23 protein-coding genes are annotated in these 22610 nt (G+C 73.9%); 3 read left to right on the top strand and 20 right to left on the bottom strand.

Features of this window, described 5'->3' with window-relative positions; translation table 11 throughout:
- Positions 1 to 126: 126 nt before the first annotated feature.
- The 6 genes from ACFY3U_RS26185 to pepN form a co-directional block, all read right to left on the bottom strand.
- Entirely contained in the window at positions 127 to 906 is a 780-nt protein-coding gene (locus tag ACFY3U_RS26185) for an SDR family NAD(P)-dependent oxidoreductase (protein WP_387206378.1), read from the bottom strand.
- Positions 899 to 1759 (bottom strand): DegV family protein, encoded by an 861-nt coding sequence (locus ACFY3U_RS26190; RefSeq protein ID WP_387206380.1) that lies wholly within the window; start codon positions 1757 to 1759, stop codon positions 899 to 901. Before ACFY3U_RS26190 ends, ACFY3U_RS26185 begins: the two co-directional genes overlap by 8 nt.
- Positions 1760 to 1807: 48 nt before the next feature.
- A complete protein-coding gene (locus tag ACFY3U_RS26195; protein ID WP_387206382.1) occupies positions 1808 to 2437 on the bottom strand; it encodes a histidine phosphatase family protein in 630 nt (209 codons plus the stop codon).
- Entirely contained in the window at positions 2434 to 2841 is a 408-nt protein-coding gene (rsfS, locus tag ACFY3U_RS26200) for a ribosome silencing factor (protein ID WP_387206384.1), read from the bottom strand. Before rsfS ends, ACFY3U_RS26195 begins: the two co-directional genes overlap by 4 nt.
- Positions 2842 to 2951: 110 nt before the next feature.
- Positions 2952 to 3548, bottom strand: coding sequence for a nicotinate-nucleotide adenylyltransferase (gene nadD / locus ACFY3U_RS26205; protein WP_387206386.1), 597 nt, complete (start codon positions 3546 to 3548; stop codon positions 2952 to 2954).
- 69 nt (positions 3549 to 3617) lie between these two features.
- Positions 3618 to 6134 (bottom strand): aminopeptidase N, encoded by a 2517-nt coding sequence (pepN, locus tag ACFY3U_RS26210; RefSeq protein WP_387206388.1) that lies wholly within the window; start codon positions 6132 to 6134, stop codon positions 3618 to 3620.
- 66 nt (positions 6135 to 6200) lie between these two features.
- Here pepN and ACFY3U_RS26215 point away from each other — a divergent pair, with 66 nt between their 5' ends.
- The gene (locus tag ACFY3U_RS26215; protein WP_091442482.1) at positions 6201 to 6419 is read left to right on the top strand and encodes a DUF397 domain-containing protein; all 219 of its coding nucleotides are present in this window, start codon (positions 6201 to 6203) and stop codon (positions 6417 to 6419) included.
- 8 nt (positions 6420 to 6427) lie between these two features.
- Here the strand turns inward: ACFY3U_RS26215 and ACFY3U_RS26220 are convergent, their stop codons facing one another.
- A complete protein-coding gene (locus tag ACFY3U_RS26220; RefSeq protein ID WP_387206391.1) occupies positions 6428 to 6826 on the bottom strand; it encodes a hypothetical protein in 399 nt (132 codons plus the stop codon).
- Positions 6827 to 7032: 206 nt separating this feature from the next.
- On the opposite strand from ACFY3U_RS26220, the gene ACFY3U_RS26225 reads away from it, so the two are divergent.
- Complete coding sequence (locus ACFY3U_RS26225) at positions 7033 to 8277, top strand: cytochrome P450 (RefSeq protein WP_387206393.1); 1245 nt, start codon at positions 7033 to 7035, stop codon at positions 8275 to 8277.
- A 27-nt stretch (positions 8278 to 8304) separates the two neighbouring features.
- Here the strand turns inward: ACFY3U_RS26225 and ACFY3U_RS26230 are convergent, their stop codons facing one another.
- The 5 genes from ACFY3U_RS26230 to ACFY3U_RS26250 all read right to left on the bottom strand — a co-directional run bounded on the left by ACFY3U_RS26230 (position 8305) and on the right by ACFY3U_RS26250 (position 12262).
- Positions 8305 to 9483 (bottom strand): zinc-dependent alcohol dehydrogenase, encoded by a 1179-nt coding sequence (locus ACFY3U_RS26230; protein ID WP_387206395.1) that lies wholly within the window; start codon positions 9481 to 9483, stop codon positions 8305 to 8307.
- Positions 9480 to 10118: a cyclase gene (locus ACFY3U_RS26235; RefSeq protein WP_387206397.1), complete on the bottom strand. Its 639-nt coding sequence runs from the start codon at positions 10116 to 10118 to the stop codon at positions 9480 to 9482. The genes ACFY3U_RS26230 and ACFY3U_RS26235 overlap by 4 nt, the downstream gene beginning before the upstream one ends.
- A gap of 182 nt (positions 10119 to 10300) precedes the next feature.
- A complete protein-coding gene (locus ACFY3U_RS26240; protein WP_387206399.1) occupies positions 10301 to 10951 on the bottom strand; it encodes a DUF3618 domain-containing protein in 651 nt (216 codons plus the stop codon).
- Positions 10948 to 11412, bottom strand: a complete 465-nt coding sequence (locus ACFY3U_RS26245) for a phage holin family protein (RefSeq protein WP_387206400.1) — start codon at positions 11410 to 11412, stop codon at positions 10948 to 10950. Before ACFY3U_RS26245 ends, ACFY3U_RS26240 begins: the two co-directional genes overlap by 4 nt.
- A gap of 31 nt (positions 11413 to 11443) precedes the next feature.
- The gene (locus ACFY3U_RS26250) at positions 11444 to 12262 is read right to left on the bottom strand and encodes a hypothetical protein (protein ID WP_387206402.1); all 819 of its coding nucleotides are present in this window, start codon (positions 12260 to 12262) and stop codon (positions 11444 to 11446) included.
- Between the two features lie 202 nt (positions 12263 to 12464).
- Between ACFY3U_RS26250 and ACFY3U_RS26255 the strand changes: the two genes are divergently transcribed.
- Positions 12465 to 12947, top strand: a complete 483-nt coding sequence (locus ACFY3U_RS26255; RefSeq protein ID WP_387206405.1) for a DUF4383 domain-containing protein — start codon at positions 12465 to 12467, stop codon at positions 12945 to 12947.
- 67 nt (positions 12948 to 13014) lie between these two features.
- Here the strand turns inward: ACFY3U_RS26255 and ACFY3U_RS26260 are convergent, their stop codons facing one another.
- From ACFY3U_RS26260 to ACFY3U_RS26295, 8 genes are all read right to left on the bottom strand, one after another.
- Positions 13015 to 13464, bottom strand: coding sequence for a GNAT family N-acetyltransferase (locus ACFY3U_RS26260; protein ID WP_387206407.1), 450 nt, complete (start codon positions 13462 to 13464; stop codon positions 13015 to 13017).
- A 70-nt stretch (positions 13465 to 13534) separates the two neighbouring features.
- Entirely contained in the window at positions 13535 to 15004 is a 1470-nt protein-coding gene (gene obgE / locus ACFY3U_RS26265; RefSeq protein WP_387206409.1) for a GTPase ObgE, read from the bottom strand.
- A gap of 124 nt (positions 15005 to 15128) precedes the next feature.
- Positions 15129 to 15383: a 50S ribosomal protein L27 gene (gene rpmA / locus ACFY3U_RS26270; RefSeq protein ID WP_387206411.1), complete on the bottom strand. Its 255-nt coding sequence runs from the start codon at positions 15381 to 15383 to the stop codon at positions 15129 to 15131.
- Between the two features lie 11 nt (positions 15384 to 15394).
- The gene (gene rplU / locus ACFY3U_RS26275; protein ID WP_387206413.1) at positions 15395 to 15712 is read right to left on the bottom strand and encodes a 50S ribosomal protein L21; all 318 of its coding nucleotides are present in this window, start codon (positions 15710 to 15712) and stop codon (positions 15395 to 15397) included.
- Between the two features lie 204 nt (positions 15713 to 15916).
- Complete coding sequence (locus tag ACFY3U_RS26280) at positions 15917 to 16387, bottom strand: hypothetical protein (RefSeq protein WP_387206415.1); 471 nt, start codon at positions 16385 to 16387, stop codon at positions 15917 to 15919.
- A 121-nt stretch (positions 16388 to 16508) separates the two neighbouring features.
- Positions 16509 to 19589: an Rne/Rng family ribonuclease gene (locus tag ACFY3U_RS26285; protein ID WP_387206417.1), complete on the bottom strand. Its 3081-nt coding sequence runs from the start codon at positions 19587 to 19589 to the stop codon at positions 16509 to 16511.
- Positions 19590 to 19720: 131 nt separating this feature from the next.
- A complete protein-coding gene (locus ACFY3U_RS26290; RefSeq protein ID WP_387206451.1) occupies positions 19721 to 20443 on the bottom strand; it encodes a TIGR03936 family radical SAM-associated protein in 723 nt (240 codons plus the stop codon).
- Positions 20444 to 20586: 143 nt separating this feature from the next.
- Positions 20587 to 22551 (bottom strand): TIGR03960 family B12-binding radical SAM protein, encoded by a 1965-nt coding sequence (locus ACFY3U_RS26295; protein WP_387206419.1) that lies wholly within the window; start codon positions 22549 to 22551, stop codon positions 20587 to 20589.
- Positions 22552 to 22610: the final 59 nt, after the last annotated feature.

The raw sequence follows: 22610 nt of genomic DNA on the forward strand, positions 1-22610 counted from the left end.
CACGGGATACCCCGGCCTCCCCCGCCCCGGAGATTCCGCACTGGCGCGGGAGCCACCCGTCCCGCCTGGTCCGACTCGGTCCGGAGTCTCCTCCTGGAGGCTGCGGCCCTTCGACGGACCGCTCCCCTAGCGGGCCTCGGGGTCCAGGCCGAGTGCCGCCCGGCCGCCGTCCACCGGCAGCACCACCCCGTTGACGAACGCCGCCGCCGGGGACAGCAGGAAGGCGACCACCTCGGCGACCTCGTCGACCCGGCCGATCCGACCCACCGGGTGCAGCCGGGCCAGCTCGGCCTCGACCCGCCGCGCCTCGGCCGGTTCCGCGGCCGCGAGGAACGCGGCGTGCCGCTCGGTGGCGATCGAGCCGAGCGCGACCGCGTTGGTGCGGATCCCCCGGCCGCCGTACTCGACCGCAAGCGCCCGGGTCAGCCCCTCCACGGCCGCCTTGGCGGTGGCGTACGGCAGCGCGCCGGGCACGGCCCGGGTCGCCTGGTGCGAGGAGACGTTGACGACGGCGCCGCCGGTGCCGGCCGCGAGGAAGCGGCGCACGGCCGTGGCGGCGCCGGCCACCGCCGGGCCGAGGTTGCGGCCGATCAGGTCGAGCACCTCGGCGGCGGGCGTGGCGTCGACCGAGGCGTCCCGGAAGACGGCGGCGTTGTTCACCCAGCCGGCCAGCGGCGCGGCGGCCTCGGCCAGATCGGCGGCGCGGCCGGTGGTCCGCTCGTCGCCGGCGTCACCGGCGACCGGCAGCAGCCGGCCGGCGGCGGGATGGGCCGGCTGCCAGGCCAGCGCGTCCGGGTCGTGCTCGACGACGACCACGGTGCCGCCGTCGGCGAGCAGCCGCTCCACGATCCCCCGCCCGACGCCCCGGCCACCGCCGGTGACCACGTACGACCGGGGGTCACCCACCGGTGCGCTCCCGGCGGTGCACCACGACGCTGGCCAGGCCGGGCCCGGCATGGGCGGCGACCACCGCGCCGGCCTCGGTGACGTACGTGTCGTGCAGCCGGTCGCCGAACCGGGCGGTGAGCGCCTCGACCAGCTGGGTGGCGCGCTGCGGCGCGGCGAGGTGGTGCACCCCGAGGTCCACCTCGGCGTCGCCGGCCGCCTCGACCGCCAGGTCGACCAGCCGGGCCACTCCCCGACTGGCGGTGCGCACCTTGTCCCGCAGCACGATCGCGCCGGCCGGCATGTGCATGATCGGCTTGACCGAGAGGGCGGTGCCGAGCAGCGCCTCGGCGGCGTTGATCCGGCCACCCCGGCGGAGGAATTCGAGGGTGTCGACGTAGAACCAGATGCTGGTCCGCTCGACCGCGGCGTGGGCGGCGGCGCGTACCGCGGTCAGGTCGCCGCCGGCCTCGGCCGCGGCGGCGGCGGCGAGCGCCGGGAAGCCGATGCCCATCCCGGCGGAGCGGCTGTCGACCACCTCGACCCGGTCACCGACCTCGGCGGCGGCGAGCCGCGCCGCCTCCACGGTGCCGGACAGCTCGGCCGACAGGTGCACCGACAGCACCGCGTCCGCGCCACCGTCCAGCAGCTCCCGGTACGTCCGGACGAACCGCTCGGGGGCCGGCCGGGAGGTGCTCACCGAGACCCGCCGACCGCCCAGCGCCCGGGTCGCGTCGGCCGGGAAGGTCTCCACCCCCTCCAGCCCCTCCGCGCCGTTGAGCACCACGGTCAGCGGCACGACGGTCAGCCGGTGGGCCCGCACCAGGTCGGGCGGTAGGTAGGCGGTGGAGTCGGTGACGACCGCGACGGACATGCGAGGCACGCTAGCCGATGTCCGCCCCGGCCGCCCGGGCCGGAGTGCTCAGATCGCCTCGGTGGACGGCGGCCGGGTGATCAGGCCGACATTGTGTGCCCGCAGGTGCCAGCCCCGCTCGCCGTCGTCGCGCAGCTCCGTCCAGTGGCAGTTGGCCAGCGAGCCGATCGTGCGCAGCACGGAGTTGTCCCAGCCGAGCAGGTGGCCGACGCCCTGCCGGGCGCCGCCGCCGTGGGTGGCCACCACGACGGTGCCGCCGGGCGCGAGGTCGGCGGCGTCGGCGAACGCGGTGCCGACCCGCTTGCCGAGGTCGTCGAGGGTCTCGATCTCGGCGCCCGGGTCCGGGTCGCCGGCCCGCCAGCGGGCGTACTCGGCGGGGAACCGGGCGGCGGCCTCGGTGAGGGCCAGCCCCTGCCAGCTGCCGAAGTGACGCTCGCGCAGCCGGGCGTCGGAGCGTACCGGCAGGCCGGTGAACTGGGCTAGGGCGGCGGCGGTGTCCGCGGCCCGGCGCAGGTCGGAGGCGACGATCACGTCGGGTCGCAGCGCGGCGAGCAGCGGCGCGGTCGTGGCGGCCTGCTCCCGGCCGAGGTCGTTGAGGGGTACGTCGGTCTGGCCCTGCACCCGGCCGGCGGCGTTCCAGTCGGTGTTGCCGTGCCGCCAGACGATCAGCCTGGTCATTCGGCGGTGGTGGGACCGGCGGCGTCGGCGTCGACCAGGTCGCGGTCGACGAACCGCACCTGCGGGCAGTCCTTCCAGAGCCGGTCGAGGGCGTAGAACTCGCGCTCCTCGGTGTGCTGCACGTGCACCACGACGTCGACGTAGTCCAGCAGCACCCAGCGGCCACCCCGCTCACCCTCGCGGCGCACCGGCTTGGCCTTCTCCGGCAGCTCCAGCAGGCGCTCCTCGACGGCGTCGACGATGGCCTGCACCTGACGCTCGTTGGGGGCGGCGGCGAGGACGAAGGCGTCGGTGATCGCGAGCTGCTCGCCCACGTCGATGATCACGATGTCCTGTGCCTTCTTGTCGGCCGCGGCCTGGGCGGCGGCCATCGCCAGCTCGTGAGCGCGTTCGGAAACTGACACCGTTCTCCTTCGATCAACCGTGCGACTGCTCAAGCGTCTCACACCCGCCGGCACGGCGACCTGTCAGTTCTGCCCGGTTTCAGGGACTAACCGCCACATAGCGGGCGGGGTCAGGCCTGGTAGAGGCTCCGCTTGGCGATGTACTGCACCACACCGTCGGGCACCAGGTACCAGACCGGCTCGCCCCGGCCGACCCGGGCCCGGCAGTCGGTGGAGGAGATCGCCATCGCCGGCACCTGCACCAGGCTTACCGTGTCGGCCGGCAGGTGCTTGTCGGTCAGCTCGAAGCCCGGCCGGGTGACCCCGATGAAGTGGGCCAGCTCGAAGATCTCGTCCAGATCCTTCCAGGAGAGGATCCGCTCCAGGGCGTCCGCACCGGTGATGAAGTAGAGCTGGACCTTCGGGCCGAACTCGGTCTGCAGGTCACGCAGGGTGTCGACGGTGTAGGTGGGGCCGCCGCGGTCGATGTCGACCCGGCTGACCTGGAAGCGCGGGTTGGAGGCGGTGGCGATCACCGTCATCAGGTAACGGTCCTCGGCCGGGCTGACCGGTTCGTCCGCCTTCTGCCAGGGCTGGCCGGTGGGCACGAAGACCACCTCGTCCAGGCCGAACCGGTCCGCCACCTCGCTGGCGGCGACCAGGTGGCCGTGGTGGATCGGGTCGAACGTGCCGCCCATGATCCCGATCCGCCGGATGTCTTCCTCCACCCGTTGATCGTAGGACGGGGCCGGCCGGCGACCCGGGCGGGTCGCCGGACCGGCCCGGGTCGCCGCCGGTCAGGCCGCCGCCGCGGCCACCGCCGTGCGCGCCACCAGCGCGCGCCGCAGGTCGTCGTCCGCGTCGGTCACCACCCGGCGCAGCCCGGGGGTGAGGTCGTCGCGGATCAGCATGGCGCGGACCGATTCCCGGGTGGGCTGCGCCACGGCGTAACGCGGAAAGGCCAGGCCGGCGACGCGGTCGGCCACCCAGGGGGTACGCCGCCGCGCGGCGTCCGGCATCTCGGTGAAGTACCGGTCGACGTACGCCGCGGTCAGCTCGACCTGCTCCGGCTGCCAGAAACCCTCCGCGGCCGCCTCGACCAGCCGGTTGGACAGCTCGGTGTTGCGGGTGACGATCTCCCAGGCGGCCTCCTTCGCCGCCAGCTCGGGCAGGGCGGCCCGGCACAGGGCGGCGCGTTCCGCGCCGGTGGCGCTGCGGTCGGTCGCCGCCTCGGCCGCGATCTCCCGCTCGCCGGCCGCCCCGAGCACCACCATCCGGCGCAGCAGCGCCCAGCGCAGCTCGGCGTCCACGGCCAACCCCGCCGGCACGTCGGCGCCGGAGAGCCAGCCGCCCAGCAGGTCGGCATCGGCGGTCGCGGCGATCAGGCCGCGCGCCGCGGCGAGCTGCAGCGAGCCGCCGGCCGGGGCGCCGGCCAGCAGCGCCGCGCACGCCTCGGCCACCCGCAGCAGCGCGGCGTCCCGGGACAGCGGGTCGAGGTAGCGGTCGATCAGGGTCTGGGCCCGGCCGAGCACCTGCTCGGCGATCACCACCTCACGCTCCGCGGGCAGCGCCGCGGCGATCAGCGCCACCACGCCGGCCACCGGGCGTTCCCCGTCGGTGGCCGCGTCCAGCGCCTCACCCCAGAGCAGCGCCCGGGCCAACGGGTCGGTCAGGCCCGGCAGCACCATCGGCACCGCGTCGGCGGAGGCCGGATCCAGCCGGATCTTGGCGAACGTCAGGTCGCCGTCGTTGGGCAGCAGCAGGCCGGTGGCCGGGTCGCCGATCAGCGCGGTGAGCGGCGTACGGCCCCGGTCGGCGTCCGGGTCCAGGTCGACCATGAGCCGGTGCGCCGCGCCGTCGGCGCCGTACCGGCCGACGCCGATCCGGTGCGGACGCAGCACCGGGTACGCCTCCGGCGCGGTCTGCACCACGGCCGCCTCGGTCCACCGGCCGTCGGCGTCCACCCTGGTCTCCATCCGCAGCGTGTTGACCTGCGGCCGGCGCAGCCAGCGCTCCGCCCAGTCGGTCAGCTCCCGCCCGCTGGCGGCGCCCAGCGCGGCGAGCAGGTCGGCCAGGGTGGCGTTGCCGAACCGGTGGGCGGCGAAGTGCGCGTTCAGCCCGGCCAGGAAGGCCTCGTCACCGAGCCAGGCGACCAGCTGCCGCAGCACGCTCGCGCCCTTGGCGTACGAGATGCCGTCGAAGTTCAGCAGCGCCTGGGCGGCGTCGGCGACCTCCCGCGGGGCCACCGGGTGGGTGGACGGGCGCTGGTCGGCCGCGTACCCCCAGGCCTTGCGGCGGATCGCGAAGGTTGTCCAGGCCTGACCGAACCGGGTCGCCTCGGCGGTCACCCGGGTGCCCAGGTACTCCGCGAACGACTCGTTCAGCCACAGGTCGTCCCACCAGGCCATGGTGACCAGGTCGCCGAACCACATGTGGGCCATCTCGTGCGCGATGGTGGTGGCGCGCTGCTCCCGCTCGGTCTCGGTGACGGCGGAGCGGAACAGGTAGTCGTCACGAAGCGTGACCAGGCCCGGGTTCTCCATCGCGCCGGCGTTGAACTCGGGCACGAACGCCTGGTCGTACTTGCCGAACGGATAGCGCTCGGTGAACAGCTCGTGGAACCGGTCGAGGCACTGCTTCGTGACGGTGAGGATCTCGTCGACGTCGGCGTCCAGGTGCGCGGCGAGCGACCGCCGGCAGTAGAGGGCGAGCGGGATGCCGTCGTGCTCGTCCCGGCGGACGTGCCAGGGCCCGGCGATCAGCGAGACGAAGTACGTCGACAGCGGCGCGGTGGGCGCGAACTCCCAGCGGCCGGGGCGCGGGGTGGCGGCCACCGCGCCGTTGGCGGCGACCGTCCACTCCGGCGGCGCGGTCACCGCGAGGGTCACCGGGGTCTTCAGGTCGGGCTGGTCGAAGGCGGCGAAGATGCGCTGCACGTCGTCCAGGAAGGACATCGCGTAGAGGTAGGTCTCCCCGTCGGCCGGGTCGACGAAGCGGTGCATCCCCTCGCCGGTGTTCGAGTACGCCATCTCGGCGGTGACGGTGAGCGTGTTCTGGGCCGCGAGATCGGTCAGCGTGAGCCGGTTGTCCGCCAGCGTGGCCGGGTCGAGGTCGCGGTCGTTGAGGCGTACCGCCCGCAGGGCCGCGGGTTTGACCTCGACGAACGTCTCGGCGCCAGGGGCCGTGTCGAAGCGGACGGTGACGGTGGAGCGGAAGCGTTCGGCGCCGCCGGTCAGGTCGAGATCCACCTGGTAGGACACGACGGTGATCAAAGCGCGACGCGCGGTCGCCTCTGCACGGGTCAGGCTCGGCATCCGCTTATCCTGCCCGACGGGGAGCCGAACCGGCTTCCTTCGACGCGTGGTGATGGAGGACGAACAATGGGTCAGCACCCCAAGGGCGATTTCGACCTGTCCCGGGCGGTCTGGCAGCGGGCCGAGGGTGACACCTCGGAGAGCGCGGTGGAGGTGGCCTTCGTCGACGACCTGATCGGTATGCGAAACTCCGCCGAGCCGGACGGCCCGGTGCTGGTGTTCACGCAGGCCGAGTGGGACGCCTTCGTGGCCGGCGCCCAGGACGGCGAGTTCGACCTGGACTGAACGGCGGCTTACCCGTCCCCCTCGCCCCAGCCCAGGCCGCCGGGGCCGGGGGCGTGGTGGAAGCCCGGATGGCCGGCAACGTCGGCGCAGCGCTCGCCGTCCGGCCCGAGCGCGTCGCAGAAGAGCCGCTCGGCGCGGTGCCAGGCGTCCGCCGGGGACAGCGCCGCCGCCCGGAGCGCCAGCTCCGGGCGGAGCAGGCTCAACGCCTCGGCGTACGCCACGGCGAGCTCGCGGGCCTGGTCGGGCCCGTCGGCCTCGAAGCCGAGATGGGCGGTGAAGCGCCGGGGCGGCCGGGCCGGCCGGCGGGGCGCCGCGATCAACGACGCCTCCTCGGCGCCGGCCCGGCGGCCGCTGATCGCCTCGACCGCCCGCCGCTGCCGCCAGTACGGCGGCCTGTTCTGCCGCATGCGTCCTCCCCGTGCTCGCCGCTCGCCGGACCCGCTGCCGGCTCGGAAACGAGCCAACCAGGTCTCCGGCGCCGTGGGAGGGGCCAGCGGACGACCCGTTCGCGGGCCCACACCCCGCCGGTCTCCGCCGCGGTGGGATTCAGCGCCCCTGACCTGGGTAGACGTGACGGCCACGCCGGCCGACCGTCCACCCGTCAGGAGCACCGATGGCCAGTACTCCCGTCGACCGCAGCCCGGAGAGCACGTTGGCGTTCCTCCGCGAGGGGTACCGCTTCATCAGCACCCGCTGCGAGCGGTACGGCAGCGACGTCTTCGCCACCCGGCTGCTGCTGGAGCCCACCATCTGCCTGCGCGGGCGGCCGGCCGCGACGATCTTCTACGACCAGGAGCGCTTCGAGCGGGCCGGCGCGATGCCGAAGCGGGGCCAGCGGACGCTGACCGGTCAGGGCGGCGTTCAGGGGCTCGACGGGGCGGCGCACGCCGACCGCAAGGCGATGTTCATGGCACTGATGACGCCGGCCGCCGTCCGCCGGCTCGGTGACCTGTTCGAGCGGGAGTGGCGGGCCCGGATCCCGGTCTGGGAGCGGTCCGGCCCGGTCGGGCTGTACGACGAGGTCGGCCGGATGCTCACCCGGGCGGTCTGCGCCTGGGCCGGGGTGCCGCTGGCCGAGAACGAGGTGGCCCGGCGCACGGACCAGCTGCACGCCATGATCGACGCCCCCGCCGCGTTCGGTCCCCGGCACTGGCGGGGCCTGCTCGCCCGGCGTCGCGGCGAGAGCTGGATCGGCGACGTCGTCGAGCGGGCCCGGGTCGGCACCCTGCCCGCGCCGGAGGGCAGCGCGCTGCGCGTGATCGCCGAGCACCGCGACCGGTACGGCCTGCTGCCCCGCAGGGTCGCCGCGGTGGAGCTGCTGAACGTGCTGCGCCCCACCGTGGCCGTAGACCGGTACGTGGTCTTCGCCGCGCTGGCCCTGCGCGACCACCCGGCGTGGCGGGACCGGGTCCGGGTGGGCGACGACGTCACCGAGTGCTTCGTCCAGGAGGTCCGCCGCTACTACCCGTTCTTCCCGGTGGCCGCCGCCAGGGTCCGCCGGTCCTTCGACTGGCAGGGTCACCACTTTCCGGCGGGCCGCCGGGTGCTGCTGGACCTGTACGGCACCAACCACCACCCGCAGCTGTGGCCGGAGCCGGAGCGGTTCCGGCCGGAACGCTTCACCGGCTGGCGGGACGACCCGTACGGCCTCGTGCCGCAGGGCGGCGGGGACCACCTGGGCGGGCACCGCTGCGCCGGCGAGTGGCTCACCATCGAGCTGATGAAGCGCGCGGTGGGCCTGCTGACCGGGGCGATGCGCTACCAGGTGCCGCCGCAGGACCTGCGGCTGGACCTGAGCCGGATGCCGACCATGCCGCCCAGCGGCTTCCTGATCGACGACGTCCGCCGCGCCGACTGACCGCGCCGGCCCGGCGGACCGCGGCGCTCAGGCCGCCTGGGGATGCAGCACGCTGCGCAGGCAGCCGTCCTGCTTCTTCTGGAACATCTCGTAGCCGCGCACCCCGTCCTCCAGCGACATCGGGTGGGTGGCCAGGTAGCCGGGGTCGATCTCGCCGACGGCGAGCCGGTCCAGCAGCATCGGGATGTAGCGCTGGGCGTGCATCTGCCCCATCCGCAGCACCAGCGCCTTGTTCATCGCCGCGCCGAGCGGGAACTTGTCGACCAGCCCGGCGTACACGCCGACGATGCTGACCGTGCCGCCCTTGCGGCACGCCATGATCGCCTGCCGGACGGAGGTGGGCCGGTCGGTGGTCAGCCGGGCCGCCTGCTTGGCCCGGTCGTACGCGTAGCTCGGGCCGACGTCGTGCGACTCCATGCCGACCGCCTCGATGCAGGCGTCCGGGCCGCGACCGGCGGTCATCTCCCGCAGCGCCTCCAGCACGTCGGTCTCGGCGTAGTTGACGGTCTCCACGCCCAGCCGGTCGGCCGCGGCGCCCAGCCGCTCCGGCAGCCGGTCGATCATGATGACCCGTTCCGCGCCGAGGATCTGTGCGGCCCGGGCGGCCATCTGACCCACCCCGCCGGCGCCCCAGACCGCCACCACCTCGCCGCCCTTCAGGCCGCAGAAGTCGGCGGCCTGCCACCCGGTCGGCATGGCGTCGGAGGCGAACACGACCGCGTCGTCCGGCGCGCCGTCGGGCACGGTGAACGCGCCGACGTCGCCGAACGGCACCCGGATGTACTCGGCGTGACTGCCCGAGTAGCCGCCCGCGGCGTGCGAGTAGCCGAGGATGCCGGCCGGCGAGTGGCCCCAGAGCTTCTCCGGGATGACCGGCTGCGGGTTGGAGTTGTCGCAGAGCGAGTACTGCTCGGTGCGGCAGTACCAGCAGCCCCCGCAGGCCACCACCGAGCCGACCACCACCCGGTCGCCGACCTTCAGCCGCCGCACCCCGCGACCGGTCTCCACCACCTCGCCCATGAACTCGTGGCCGAGGATGTCACCCTCCCGCATCGCTGGCAGGTACCCGTTGATCAGGTGCAGGTCGGAGCCGCACACGCTGCTGGCCCGGACCTTGACGATGATGTCCCCCTCGGCCCGGATCCGCGGCTCCGGGACGTCCCGGACGGCGAGCTTGCCGACGCCTTCCCAGCAGAGCGCCCTCACGCCCGTCCTCCCGCCATCAGCTTCTCCCGGGCCCTGTCGGTCGCCGCCTCCTGCGCCGCTGTGCGGCCGGACGGGTCGTGCCGGGTGTCGATCATCTGGCCGGCCTCGACCAGCGACTTGATCCGCCGGAGCGCGTCCCGCAGCCCCAGGTCCGGGTCGTCACCGCGGGCCAGGCCGAGCGCCCGGCGCAGCGGTCCGCCGCGGTAGCGCAGCTCGGCGCGGAGCTCGGTGCCCCGGTCCTGCGGCGCCGGGGCCAGGTCGACGTGCCCCTCCTGCGGCACCGGCCCGTCGGTCACCCGCCAGCGCAGCCGGCCCGGTCCGTCGACGGTGATCTCCGCCCGCCACTCGGTGCCGCCGCCGGCCGGGTCGGTGGCCACACACCGCCACCGGTCGTCGTCGAGCTGCTCCAGGGTGGCCCACTCGGCCAGCGCCCGGTCCAGCCGCTCGCGGTCGGTCCAGAAGCCGATGACGGCGTCCATCGGCCGGTCCACGGTGATCCCGCGCCGGACCACGTACCAGCCGTCCTGCCGGTCCGGCTGGCGTCGCCGCCGGCGCCGGGCCACCGCGCCGACGACTCCCGCCGCGGTCGCGGCGGCGGCGCCGAGCAGCGCCCACCTCGTCCCATCGCTGGTCATAACGCCTCCCTCACGGAGCCCGGGAATGGACCCCCATCATCAGCCGCTACCCGTCGCAGGGTCGGCAAAACGCACCTTTTGACCGACTCCACCGGCCCCGGCCCCTACCGCGCAAACAGCTCGCGGCCACGTCCCGGCAGACGCCGGGAGTGGCCGCGAGCTGCGGTCGGGAGTGGTTCCGGTCAGTACCGGACCTGTTCGCGGGACTGCTGGGCCTGGTCCCGGAGGTCCTGCGCGGCCGACTTCGAGTCGTCCTTGACCGTCTGCACGGCGTCCTGCGCGGTGGAGCGCACCGACTCGGTGGCGTGCTGGGCCGGCTCGCGCAGCTCGTCCCTGAGCTCGCTGGCCACCTCGCCCAGCTTCTCCTTGACCGCGCCGCTGTGCTCGGTCGCCTTGTCCTTGACCTGCGTCGCCAGCTCCTGCTCGCGGCGGGTGGCCGGGATCAGCGAGGAGACCAGCATGCCGACGCCGAAGGCGATCAGGCCGGCCGCCAACGGGTTGCCCTCGGACTTCTCGCGGATCACCCGCGGCGCCCGCTGGGCCGCGTCGCCGACCGTGGAGGCGGCCGAGTGGGCCTTGTCGCTGACGGTGGAGGCCGCGGACGAGGCGCGGTCGCCGACCGCGTGGGCGGCGTTGCCGGTGCCGTGGCCGAGGTCGGAAGCGGAACCCATGACCTTGTCCCTCACATTCTGCAGCGCGTTGCGCGCCCGCTGCTTACGGTCGTCGACGATGCGGCTCGGGCTGACCTTGTACGCCAGCGCGTCCACGTCGGTGCTGAGGCTGTTGCGGGTGGCCTCGATCTCCCGGCGGATCTGGTCGGGATCGGTGCTCATCGGGTGACTCCCTCCGGGTGCGGCTTGAGCGCGTCGGGGATCTGCTGGACGCTTTCGTTGGTCTTCTTGAGACCGCGGATGTTCTGGGCGTTCTTCTTCGCCTTGGAGTAGAGGACGGCGGCGACCACGGCCCAGACGACGGCCACGATCAGCGCGGCCAGGCCCGAGTCCATGACGTTGTCCAGGAACTGCCAGATGGCGATGGACACGAACAGGGCGACCATGTAGCCACCGAAGCCGGCGCCGCCGTAGAAGCCGGCCGCCTTGCCCGCCTTCTTGCCCTCCTGGCGGATCTCGGCCTTGGCCAGCTCCACCTCCTGGCGCATGAGGGTGGACAGGTCGGTGGTGACCGACCGCATCAGCTCACCGATCGAGCTGCCGCGCACCTCGTCGGCGGTGTGCGGGGCGCCCTCGGGGTGGTACCCGGAGTCCAACCCGGACCCCTGCGTCGGCATGCTCATGCCGCCGCCTCCCTTCGGATGACTCGTACGCTCACGGACGGGTGGTGCCGCTGGACGGGACGCCCGGCAGGGGGTCGGTCTGGGTCACCGGCGGCAGCGGCTGGCCAGTGCCACCCGCCGGGTCGGCGTAGCTGGTCGAGGTGCCCTGGTCCGGGTAGGCCGCGCCCTGGCCCGAGTAGCCCGGGTCCGGCTCGGCGTAGGTGCCCGGGGTCGGGTCGAGGTAGCCACCCGCTGGCACGGTGTCCGCCGCGCGCGGCGCGGGCGGGGTCGGGATGACCGCGGTGCGGTCCGGGTCGTAGCCGGTGCCGCCCGAGCCGGAGCGGCCCTGGTAGCCGCTGGTGCCGTCGCTCGCCGAGGTCAGGCCCTTGGCGAGCCGGCCGGCCACCACGCCGAGCAGGGCGGCGCCGACCAGGAAGGTGCCCGGGTTGCGGCGGGCGTAGCTCTTGACCTCGTTGAGCAGGTCACCGGGCTCGCGCTGCTCCAGCCAGCCGGCGACGCCGTGCACCCGGTCGGCCGCCTGGTGGGCGAGCTCGGTCACCGGGCCGCTCTGGCCGCTGCTCTGCGCCATCGAGCGCATCTCGTCGGCCAGCGACCGCAGGCCACCGGCGGCCCGCTGCTGCTGCTGCGAGGTCTGGCCGGCGAGCTGGTTGCGGGCCTCGCCGTACAGGTTGCGGGCCTGGCGCCTGGCCTCGCCGACGACCTGCTGGCCCTGCTCCTTGGCGGTCTGGGCGACCGCGCCGCCCGCGTTGGCGGCCTCGTTGCCCACCTGGCGGGCCTGGTCGCGGACCCCGCCGCCGTTGCTGTGCCCCGACTCGTAGGTGGAGGACGTGGGTGAAAGGTCGTAGGTCATGATGTCCCTTCCGCTGGAGAAGCTCGTCGCGGTGTAGCGCCTGGGGGAATCACCGACCGTGACGTCGGCGTGCTCAGATCCCTACCCCCGGTCGCCTGGTCCATGCCTGATTCGTCATTTCTCTGCGGAACCGCCCCGTCCCGGTCACACAATGGAGGGTCGTCCGGCTCCCGCCGGCTGCCGATCCACCGGAGGTGACCCGATGGCAGGTGACCCGCGCCGCCGTGACCGCTCGGCCCCGCGGCCACGGATCCAGGCGGTCGCCGCCGCGGTGGCCGCCGTCTTCACGCTGATCGGCGTGCTGGGCTTCATCCCCGGCATCACCACCGGGTACGACGAGCTGACGTTCGCGGGGCACCACTCCGGGGCGAAGCTGCTGGGCGTGTTCCAGGTGTCGGTGCTGCACAACCTGCTGCACCTGCTCTTCGGCCTGGTCGGCCTGGTGCTGGCCCGCAGGGTCGGCGGTGCGCGGCTGTTCCTCGCCGGCGGCGGAGCGGCCTACCTGGCGCTGTGGCTGTACGGCTTCGCCATCGACCGGGACAGCGGGATCAACCTCGTCCCGGTCAACGACGCGGACAACTGGCTGCACCTGGGGCTCGGCTTCGGCATGCTCGCGGTCGGGCTGCTGCTCTCCAACGACGTCGGCACCGGCGCCCGGCCGGACACCCCGATCGACCGTCCCTGATCAGGCGCCCGCCGAGACCGGTGCCTGACCGTCCGGCCCCTCCGCGAGCGGCGGACCGGGCCGGGTCTCAGGCCGCGACCGGGAGCCGCTTGGCCAGGCAGACGCCGGACGGGTCGCCGTCGTGCTCCCCGTACGCCGGGATCGGCTGGTAGCCGCAGGAGGTGTAGAGGCCGATCGCCGCCGGCAGGTACGCCCCGGTCCGCAGCCGCAGCACCGAGTGACCGCGCTGGAACGCGAGCTCCTCCAGGGCGCCCAGCAGGTGCCGGCCGATGCCCCGGCCGCGGAACGCCGGCCGGACGTACATCCGCTTCAGCTCGCCGGTGTCGGCGTCCAGCCCGAGCAGGCCGCCGCAGGCGACCGCCCGGCCGGCGACCACCACGGCGAGGTAGTCGACCTCGTCGTGGGCGAGCGGGCCCGGGCCGCCCCGGCGGGCGTCGACCTGCCGCAGCTCCCGCTGCTGGGCGACGACCAGGGCACCGATCTCCGGATCGACGGCGGGACGGGACTCGATCAGCATCACCCCACGCTAGGGTGGGTCGATTTCTCGGAGGTTTCTGGCGAACGACCCGAACACGACCGGTATGGAGCTATTCCAGGTCCTCGTCGTCGTCCGCGTCGTCCGGCTCCGCCGCACCGGCGGCCAGCTCGTCGTCGGATCGCACCCGGCGCGCCTTGCGAGCGGCCAGGCGGTCCGCGGCCGAGGGGCGGTTGGACTTCTCCTCCAGCCGCACGTCGGTGCCCCGGTTGCCGGGCACGAAGTCGGCGCCCGCGTAGAGGGTCGGCTGCCAGTCGAACTCCCGCTCACCGATCCGCACCAGGTCGCCCGGGTTGGCGCCGGCCTTGGCCAGCTTCTCCTCCACGCCGAGCCGGGCCAGCCGGTCGGCGAGGAAGCCGACGGCCTCGTCGTTGTCGAAGTTGGTCTGCTTGACCCAGCGCTCGGGACGGCTTCCCCGGACGGTGAACGAGCCGTCCGCCTCGGCCTCGATGGTGAAGCCGGCGTCGTCGACCGCCTTGGGGCGGATCACGATCCGGGTGGGCTCGGCCGGCGGCGCCGCGCTGCGCCCCTGCTCGACCAGCTCGGCCATCGCGTAGGTGAGCTCCTTGAGCCCCTCCCGGGTGGCGGCGGAGACGTCGAAGACCCGGAAGCCACGGGCCTCCAGGTCGGGTCGGACGATGTCGGCGAGGTCCTGCCCGTCCGGCACGTCGACCTTGTTCAGCGCGACCAGCCGGGGCCGGTCGGCCAGGCCGCCGTACTGGGACAGCTCGGCCTCGATGGTGTCGATGTCGGCCAGCGGGTCCCGGCCGGGCTCCAGCGTCGCGGTGTCGACCACGTGCACCAGCACGGCGCAGCGCTCGACGTGCCGGAGGAACTCCAGCCCGAGGCCCTTGCCGGTGGCCGCGCCGGGGATCAGGCCCGGCACGTCGGCGACGGTGAAGGTGTGGTTGTCCACCCGGACCACGCCCAGGTTCGGCACCAGGGTGGTGAACGGGTAGTCGGCGATCTTCGGCTTGGCCGCGGAGATCACCGAGATCAGCGACGACTTGCCGGCCGACGGGAAGCCGACCAGGCCGACGTCGGCGACGCTCTTGAGCTCCAGCACCACGTCGAGCTTGTCGCCGGGCTCGCCGAGCTCGGCGAAGCCGGGGGCCTTGCGGCGGGAGTTGGCCAGCGAGGCGTTGCCGCGACCACCGCGCCCGCCCCGGGCCGCCTCGAAGGTGGTGCCCGCGCCGACCAGATCGGCCAGCACCTCGCCGTCGAGGGTCTGCACGACGGTGCCGTTCGGCACCTTGATCAGCAGGTCGTGACCGTTGGCCCCGTCCCGGTTCGAGCCGGCGCCGCCCTTGCCGTTCTCGGCCTTCAGGTGCGGCCGGAAGTGGAAGTCCAGCAGGGTGGTCACCTGCGGGTCGACGACCAGCGAGACGCTGCCGCCGTGGCCGCCGTTGCCGCCGTCGGGGCCACCGAAGGGCTTGAACTTCTCCCGGTGGATGGAGACACAGCCGTGCCCGCCGTCGCCGGCCTGCATGTGCAGGACGACCCGGTCAACGAACGTCGTCACGACGCCAATCCTTCCAGCGGGGGCGGGCCCCGCACGTGAAAATGCCCCGCGGCTGAAACGCTCCGCGGATGAAACGCCGAAGCGGGCCGGGACCCCGAGGTCCGCGGCCCGCTTCGCCGGAAGACTACTGCTGCGGCACGATGCTGACGGTCTTACGACCGCGCTTGGTGCCGAACTGGACCGCACCGGCGGACAGCGCGAAGAGCGTGTCGTCCCCGCCGCGGCCGACCAGGTCACCGGGGTGGAACTTGGTGCCACGCTGACGGAGGATGATCTCCCCCGCGCTGACGACCTGACCACCGAAGCGCTTCACGCCGAGTCGCTGGGCCGCGGAGTCACGACCGTTACGCGAGCTGGACGCACCCTTTTTGTGAGCCATTGGAGGACGACCTACTTCCCGCTCTTGGAGATGCCGGTCACCTTGACCTGGGTCAGCGGCTGGCGGTGACCCTGGCGCTTGTGGTAGCCGGTCTTGTTCTTGAACTTGTGGATCTTGATCTTCGGGCCCTTGGTGTGCGCGGCGATCTCGCCGGACACCGCGACCGAGGCAAGCTTCGCCGCGTCGGTCACCAGGTCGTCACCGTCGACGAGGAGCACCGCGGTGAGCTTCACCGCGTCACCGGGGGCGCCGGTGAGCTTCTCGACCTCGATCACGTCGCCCTCGGCGACCTTGTACTGCTTGCCGCCGGTCTTGACGATCGCGTACATCGGAGGCGGACTCCCTGTCGTTGAGGCTACTGGCATCTGTTCCCCAACCGTTTCCGGTCGGTCGTTCCCACGGCGTCTCGCCGGGTAGCAGTGACACCGGCGGCGCGGGCACGCGGGAACACGGCACACCAAAGTGCGCCGCAGGAAAGAGTACGCCATGGACCGGCCGACCCCCAAACCGGCCCGCCCCGCAGCGGTCTCCGGTCAGCGGGAACAGAGCTGGTCGAGCCGCTGCTGGAGCCGGTCCAGCTCGGTCTCGTCGATCGACTCCACGTCGGTGCCGAGCCGGGCCACCTGCGCCGACAGGTCGGTGAGCAGCGTCCGCAGCTGCGGGTCGGTGGCCCGGTCGGACTGCTCCCGCAGTGTCGTACGCCACCTGGCCAGCGCGTCCTGCGCCCGCTTACGGGCGGTCCGGGCCGCGGTGTCGTCGTTCGCCCCGGCGGCCGCCAGCATCCGGCCGGTCTCCTCGACGTACGTGCGCACCGCGGTCGACGAGGCCGCCTCGGCCTCGACGCACACCTGCGGCCCGTTGCCCCCGACCGGCGAGCCGCTGACCGGGGCGGACGGGACCACGGTGGGCCCGTCGGCACCGGTGGGGGCGGCCGGGTCGTCGGCACAGCCGGCGCCGGGCAGCAGGGCGGCGGCCACCACGACGGCGGCGAGCAGGCGGCGCATGGTCATCTCCTAGGCCGGGGGGCGACCGATCGTAGCGCCGGCCCGGCGGACGCGGCAGGGCCCCCGCCCCGGCACGATCGCCGGAACGGGGGCCACCCGCGGGTGCTGGCCGCTCAGCCGGTCACGGACGGGTCCGGCGACGGGCGCCGCCGCGGCGGGACCGGCGGCGACCGGTGCCGCCCTCGCCGGGCTCGTCCTCGCCGTCGCCGATCGCGTCCGGGTCGTCCGCCCCGGCCAGGCGGGCGGACTCGCCCTCCTGGCTGTCGGCGATCGCCGGCGCGGCCGCGGTGTCCGTCTCGTACCGGGACAGGTCGTATCCCATGGTGTCGTGGTATCCGGCCTCGCCGGCCGGGTCGGCGGTCTCCGGGGTCTCGGCGGTCTCCACCACGGTGCGCTCCGGCGCGGCGCCCTTGCGCGCCCGCCGCCGCGAGGACGCGCCGGTGGTCGGCTCGCTGGTCGGGGTGGTCACCGCGGCGGCCACCGCCTTGACCTTCTCCGCCGGGCCGCCGCCGTTGCGGGGCTTCTCCGGCACCGGCTCGGTGTGCACGATCACGCCCCGGCCCTTGCAGCACTCGCAGGGCTCGCTGAACGCCTCGAGCAGGCCGGCGCCGATCCGCTTGCGGGTCATCTGCACCAGGCCGAGCGAGGTGATCTCGGTGACCTGGTGCTTGGTCCGGTCCCGGCCCAGGCACTCGGTCAGCCGGCGCAGCACCAGCTCCCGGTTCGACTCCAGCACCATGTCGATGAAGTCGATCACCACGATGCCGCCGATGTCGCGCAGCCGCAGCTGGCGGACGATCTCCTCGGCCGCCTCCAGGTTGTTGCGGGTGACCGTCTCCTCCAGGTTGCCCCCGGAGCCGGTGTACTTGCCGGTGTTGACGTCGACCACGGTCATCGCCTCGGTCTTGTCGATCACCAGCGAGCCACCCGAGGGCAGGAAGACCTTGCGGTCCAGCCCCTTGATGATCTGCTCGTCGATCCGGTACTCGGCGAAGACGTCGGAGGTGCCGGCGTGCCGGCGCAGCCGGGCGACCAGGTCCGGCGAGACGTGCGAGAGGTACGACTCGACCATGTCGTACGACTGCTCGCCCTCGATGACCAGCTCGCGGAAGTCCTCGTTGAACAGGTCCCGGACCACCCGGATGACCAGGTCGGGCTCCTCGTAGAGCAGCACCGGGGCGCCGCCGGAGGTGGACTTGTCCTGGATGTCCTCCCACTGGGCCTGCAGCCGCTTGACGTCGCGGGCCAGCTCGTCCTCGGTGGCCCCCTCGGCCGCCGTCCGGACGATCACCCCGGCGCCGTCCGGCACCAGCTTCTTGAGCGCGTCGCGCAGCCGCTTGCGCTCGGTGTCCGGCAGCTTGCGGCTGATGCCCGACGCGTTGCCGTGCGGCACGTAGACCAGGTGCCGGCCGGAGAGCGCGATGTGGCTGGTCAGCCGGGCGCCCTTGTGCCCGATCGGGTCCTTGGTCACCTGGACCAGCACCGAGTCGCCGGAGCGCAGCGCGTGCTCGATCGAGCGCGTGCGCCCCTCCATACCGGTGGTGTCCCAGTTGACCTCGCCGGCGTACAGCACCGCGTTGCGCCCGCGCCCGATGTCGACGAAGGCCGCCTCCATGCTGGGCAGGACGTTCTGCACCTTGCCGAGGTAGACGTTGCCGGCCATGGTGGCCGACGAGTTCCGGGTGACGTAGTGCTCCACCAGCACGCCGTCCTCGAGCACGGCGATCTGGGTGCGGTCGCCGCGCTGGCGGACCGCCATCACCCGGTCGACCGCCTCCCGCCGGGCCAGGAACTCCGACTCGCTGAGGATCGGCGGCCGGGTCCGGCGCTGCTCGCGGCCGTCCCGGCGGCGCTGCCGCTTGGCCTCCAGCCGGGTCGAGCCGGAGATGCCCTGCACCTCGTCGACGGCCTTGCGCGGCTCCCGGATCTTGACCACGGTCGGCACGCCGTCGTCGGTGGTCCCGTCGACGTCCCCGGCGCCCCGGCGGCGGCGCCGACGCCGACGGCGGGTCAGCCCGTCGCCGTCGCCCTCGTCCTCCTCGGGCTCCTCGGCCTCGGCCGCCTCGGCCTCGGCGGTCTCCTCGGACTCCTCGTCGTCGGTGTCGTCGGCGCCACCCTTGCCGCGACCGCGACCCCGGCGGCCCCGACGACGACGGCGGCGGGCCGCCGCGCTGTCGTCCTCGTCGTCGTCCTCGCCCTCGGCGACGTCCTCGGCCTCGCCGGTGGGCTCCTCCTCGGCCTCGACCGGCTCGGCCGCCTCGACCGGCTCCGCCTCACGACGGCCCCGGCGGCGGCGCCGGCCGGTCTCGGCCGGCTCCTCGGCGACCGGCTCGACGGCGGCCGGCCCGGGCTCGACCACCCGGAAGGTGGGCAGCTCCTCGGGCTGCGGGGCCATGAACAGCACGGTGGGCGCGGCGATCGCGGCCCGGCGGCGGCGGGTGCGCGGCGCGGTCTCGGTCGGCTCGGCCGGCTCGCCACCGGGCACGGCCACACCGGGCGGAACCTCGCCCGACCGGCTCTCCGCCCCGGAGGCGGCGGTAGCGGGCGGGGTGGTCGCGGCGGTCTCCGGTGCGGCGGCGGGCCGGTCGGCCACGGTCGGCTCGGTGGGCGCCGCGGCCTCGACGGCGGGCTCCTCCCCGGTCTCGACCGGCTCCACCTCGGCCTCGACCGGCTCGTCCCCGGCGGCGACCGGCGGGAGCGGCTCGGCCGCCGGCTCGGGCGTCGCGGCGGCGAGCCGGGCCGGCGCCGGCTCGGCCGGGGTGTCCGCCGACGGGGTCTCCGCGGCCGGTTCGGCCGCCGCGGGGGCCGCCTTCTTCCGCCGGGTACGGGTCACCTTCACCGGCGGTACGACCTCGTCGGAGGTCTCCTCGGCGGAGATGGCGACGACCGGCTCCTCGGTCGCCTTGGCGGGGGTGGCCTTGCGCCGGCGCCGGGTGGTCTTCGGCGCGGTGTCCAGTTCGCCGGCGATCGGGGCGAGGACCTCGGCCTGCTGCGTCTCGTCGGTGCCGGACGGCGCGGCGGCCGACGCCTCGGCGGGCGCGTCCGTCTGCTCCGGCTGGCTCAGCGGGGCGGCCCGCCGCCGGGTGGTCCGCCGACGCGTCGGCGGGGCCTCCGGGGCGCTGCCCTGGATGGTGGTGTCGGCGGGGTCGGCGGCCGGCTGCGCGCCGGTCCGCTCGCCGCCCTCGGGCTCGTTCTCGAGCATGGACGTTCTCCAGTTCTGGCCGCCCCGGGCGCGGGTGAGCGCTGCCACGCAGGGTTGCCGCAAAAGTGTTTCCGCCGGGCGCGCGTGGTGCGCGACCGCCGAAGTCTGCCTGCCAAGAACACTGACGTGGGTCAGCGCTCTCCGATGGATGCCCCGTCGCGGTCCGCTTCCAACGGATCCACGATCTCGCCCTGCGCGGTCAGCGTGCCCTGCGCCAGCCGGATCACCCGGGGGGGAACCGGCGGCTCCAGGTCGGCCACCACGCGGAGGCCGGAAAGGACGTCATCGGGTCGTACGGACGGAGTGACCTGCCGCACGACCAGTTCGAGTATCGCACACGACACGCCCGGGTCCCCGGAAGGCGTCTCGGTCGCCGGAACCACATCGATGCGCATCACGGCGGCCCGGGCGTCGAAGGTCCGCCGGCCCTGCTTGGTCATCCGCTCGACCGGCACCTCGGCGGCGGCCACGAAGGCGGAAACCGCCTGTCCCGCCACGGTCGGGTCGACGCCGGGCAGCTCGATCCGCCAGAGCGACGCCTCGATCCGGTCGGCCAGGCTGCCCGTGGTGGCGACGACCACCGCGTCCAGCACGTCCAGGCCGGGTGAGAGGGCGGCGTCGAGCGCGGCGCGCAGCCGCTCCGGGTCGACCACGGCCCGCAGCCCGATCTCCAGGTACTCCGCCTCGCTGGCCACCCCGGTGGGCGCCGCGCTGGCGTACGAGATCTTCGGGTGCGGGGTGAAGCCCTGGGAGAAGGCGATCGGCACGGCGCCGCGGCGCAGCGCCCGCTCGAACGCGCGGGCGAAGTCCCGGTGCGAGGTGAAGCGCAGCGGGCCGCGCTTGGCGTACCGGATCCGGATGCGCTGGACGACGGGCGCCTGCCCACCCTCCGGCTGAGGTTTCCTGCTGATCGTCGTGCTCCTCGTTCGGTCAGCACCGGTTGATCACGAGGTCGCCGCCGGTGACCCGCGGCGACCTCGTGATCGGCCCCGGGTGGTCAGGGGGCGGTGGTCACGGGGGTCAGGGGGAGGAGCTTGCGGCCGGTGGGACCGATCTGGATCTCGGTGTCCATCGAGGGGCAGACGCCGCAGTCGAAGCACGGGGTCCACCGGCAGTCGTCCTGCTCGTACCCGGACGTCGAGTCCTGCCAGTCCTGCCAGAGCCAGTCCTTGTCCAGCCCGGAGTCGAGGTGGTCCCAGGGCAGGACCTCCAGCTCCTCGCGCTCCCGGGTGGTGTACCAGTCGAGGTCCACCCCGAAGGTGGGCAGCACCTCGGCGGCGGCGTCGACCCAGCGCCGGTACGAGAAGTGCTCGCTCCAGCCGTCGAACCGGCCGCCGTCCTGCCAGACCTTGTGGATCACCGCGCCGACCCGGCGGTCGCCCCGGCTGAGCAGGCCCTCGATCAGCGACGGCTCGCCGTCGTGGTAGCGGTAGCCGATCGCCCGGCCCAGCGAGCGGTCCGCGTTGATCGCCTGCTTCAGCAACTTGAGCCGGCGGTCGATGGTCTCCGGGTCGGCCATCGACGCCCACTGGAACGGGGTGTGCGGCTTCGGCACGAACCCGCCGATCGACACGGTGCAGCGGATGTCCTTCGAGCCGGTCGCCGCCCGGCCGGCCCGGATCACCTCGTGCGCCATCTCGGCGATCTCGAGGACGTCCTCGTCGGTCTCGGTGGGCAGGCCGCACATGAAGTACAGCTTCACCTGCCGCCAGCCGTTGGTGTACGCGGTGACCACCGTACGGATCAGGTCTTCCTTCGACACCATCTTGTTGATGACCTTGCGGATCCGCTCCGACCCGCCCTCGGGGGCGAAGGTCAGGCCGGTCCGCCGGCCGTTGCGGGACAGCTCCTGGGCCAGGTCGATGTTGAACGCGTCCACCCGGGTCGACGGCAGCGACAGCGACACGTTGGTGCCCTCATACTGCTCGGCCAGGCCGGAGCACATGTCGCCGATCTCGGAGTGGTCGGCCGAGGACAGCGACAGCAGGCCCACCTCGTTGAAGCCGGAGAACTCCAGCCCCTGCTGGACCATCTGGCCGACCGTGGTGATCGAGCGTTCCCGCACCGGGCGGGTGATCATGCCGGCCTGGCAGAACCGACAGCCGCGGGTGCAGCCCCGGAAGATCTCCACCGCGTACCGCTCGTGCACCGTCTCGGCCAGCGGCACGAGCGGCTTCTTCGGGTACGGCCAGGCGTCCAGGTCCATCGTGGTGCGCTTGTGCACCCGGAACGGCACGTCCGCGCGGTTCGGCACGACCCGCTGGATCCGACCGTCGGGCAGGTAGTCCACGTCGTAGAAGCGCGGCACGTAGACGCTCTCGGTGCGGGCCAGCCGCAGCAGCAGCTCGTCCCGGCCACCGGGCGCGCCCTCGGCCTTCCACTCCCGGACGATCGCGGTGATCTCCAGGACCGCCTCCTCGCCGTCGCCGAGCACCGCGGCGTCGATGAAGTCGGCGATCGGCTCCGGGTTGAACGCGGCGTGCCCGCCGGCCACGATCACCGGGTCGGCCTCGGTGCGGTCGACCGCACGCATCGGGATGCCGGCCAGGTCGATCGCGGTGAGCAGGTTGGTGTAGCCCAGCTCGGTGGAGAACGAGACGCCGAACACGTCGAAGTCGCGCACCGAGCGGTGCGCGTCGACGGTGAACTGCGGCACGCCGTGGGAGCGCATCAGCGCCTCCAGGTCCGGCCAGACCGCGTACGTCCGCTCGGCGAGGGTGTCGGGCAGCTCGTTGAGCACCTCGTAGAGGATCTGCACGCCCTGGTTGGGCAGCCCCACCTCGTACGCGTCCGGGTACATCAGCGCCCAGCGGACGGTCGCCGCGTCCCAGTCCTTGACCACCGCGCCCAACTCGCCACCGACGTACTGGATGGGCTTGGTCACCTGGGGCAGCAGCGGCTCCAGCAGCGGCCAGATCGAATTGGCCGCGGCGGCGCGCGGCGACGTGGACGGAGCACTCATGATGCCCAAGGGTACGCGCCCACCGATCGGGCGGGATCGCCGACGGTGGCGCACCGGTA

This window comes from Micromonospora sp. NPDC000089, from assembly GCF_042899365.1.
Classification (GTDB): Bacteria; Actinomycetota; Actinomycetes; order Mycobacteriales; family Micromonosporaceae; genus Micromonospora.

Coding starts and splice junctions, on each gene's coding strand:
- ACFY3U_RS26255 (WP_387206405.1), top strand. CDS start 12,465: ATGGCAGGTGACCCGCGCCGCCGTGACCGCTCGGCCCCGCGGCCACGG.
- ACFY3U_RS26280 (WP_387206415.1), bottom strand. CDS start 16,387: ATGCGCCGCCTGCTCGCCGCCGTCGTGGTGGCCGCCGCCCTGCTGCCC.
- ACFY3U_RS26250 (WP_387206402.1), bottom strand. CDS start 12,262: ATGACCTACGACCTTTCACCCACGTCCTCCACCTACGAGTCGGGGCAC.
- rplU (WP_387206413.1), bottom strand. CDS start 15,712: ATGTACGCGATCGTCAAGACCGGCGGCAAGCAGTACAAGGTCGCCGAG.
- ACFY3U_RS26285 (WP_387206417.1), bottom strand. CDS start 19,589: ATGCTCGAGAACGAGCCCGAGGGCGGCGAGCGGACCGGCGCGCAGCCG.
- pepN (WP_387206388.1), bottom strand. CDS start 6,134: ATGCCGAGCCTGACCCGTGCAGAGGCGACCGCGCGTCGCGCTTTGATC.
- ACFY3U_RS26295 (WP_387206419.1), bottom strand. CDS start 22,551: ATGAGTGCTCCGTCCACGTCGCCGCGCGCCGCCGCGGCCAATTCGATC.
- ACFY3U_RS26260 (WP_387206407.1), bottom strand. CDS start 13,464: ATGCTGATCGAGTCCCGTCCCGCCGTCGATCCGGAGATCGGTGCCCTG.
- ACFY3U_RS26235 (WP_387206397.1), bottom strand. CDS start 10,118: ATGACCAGCGATGGGACGAGGTGGGCGCTGCTCGGCGCCGCCGCCGCG.
- ACFY3U_RS26190 (WP_387206380.1), bottom strand. CDS start 1,759: ATGTCCGTCGCGGTCGTCACCGACTCCACCGCCTACCTACCGCCCGAC.
- ACFY3U_RS26220 (WP_387206391.1), bottom strand. CDS start 6,826: ATGCGGCAGAACAGGCCGCCGTACTGGCGGCAGCGGCGGGCGGTCGAG.
- ACFY3U_RS26195 (WP_387206382.1), bottom strand. CDS start 2,437: ATGACCAGGCTGATCGTCTGGCGGCACGGCAACACCGACTGGAACGCC.
- ACFY3U_RS26215 (WP_091442482.1), top strand. CDS start 6,201: ATGGGTCAGCACCCCAAGGGCGATTTCGACCTGTCCCGGGCGGTCTGG.
- ACFY3U_RS26245 (WP_387206400.1), bottom strand. CDS start 11,412: ATGAGCATGCCGACGCAGGGGTCCGGGTTGGACTCCGGGTACCACCCC.
- ACFY3U_RS26225 (WP_387206393.1), top strand. CDS start 7,033: ATGGCCAGTACTCCCGTCGACCGCAGCCCGGAGAGCACGTTGGCGTTC.
- ACFY3U_RS26240 (WP_387206399.1), bottom strand. CDS start 10,951: ATGAGCACCGATCCCGACCAGATCCGCCGGGAGATCGAGGCCACCCGC.
- rpmA (WP_387206411.1), bottom strand. CDS start 15,383: ATGGCTCACAAAAAGGGTGCGTCCAGCTCGCGTAACGGTCGTGACTCC.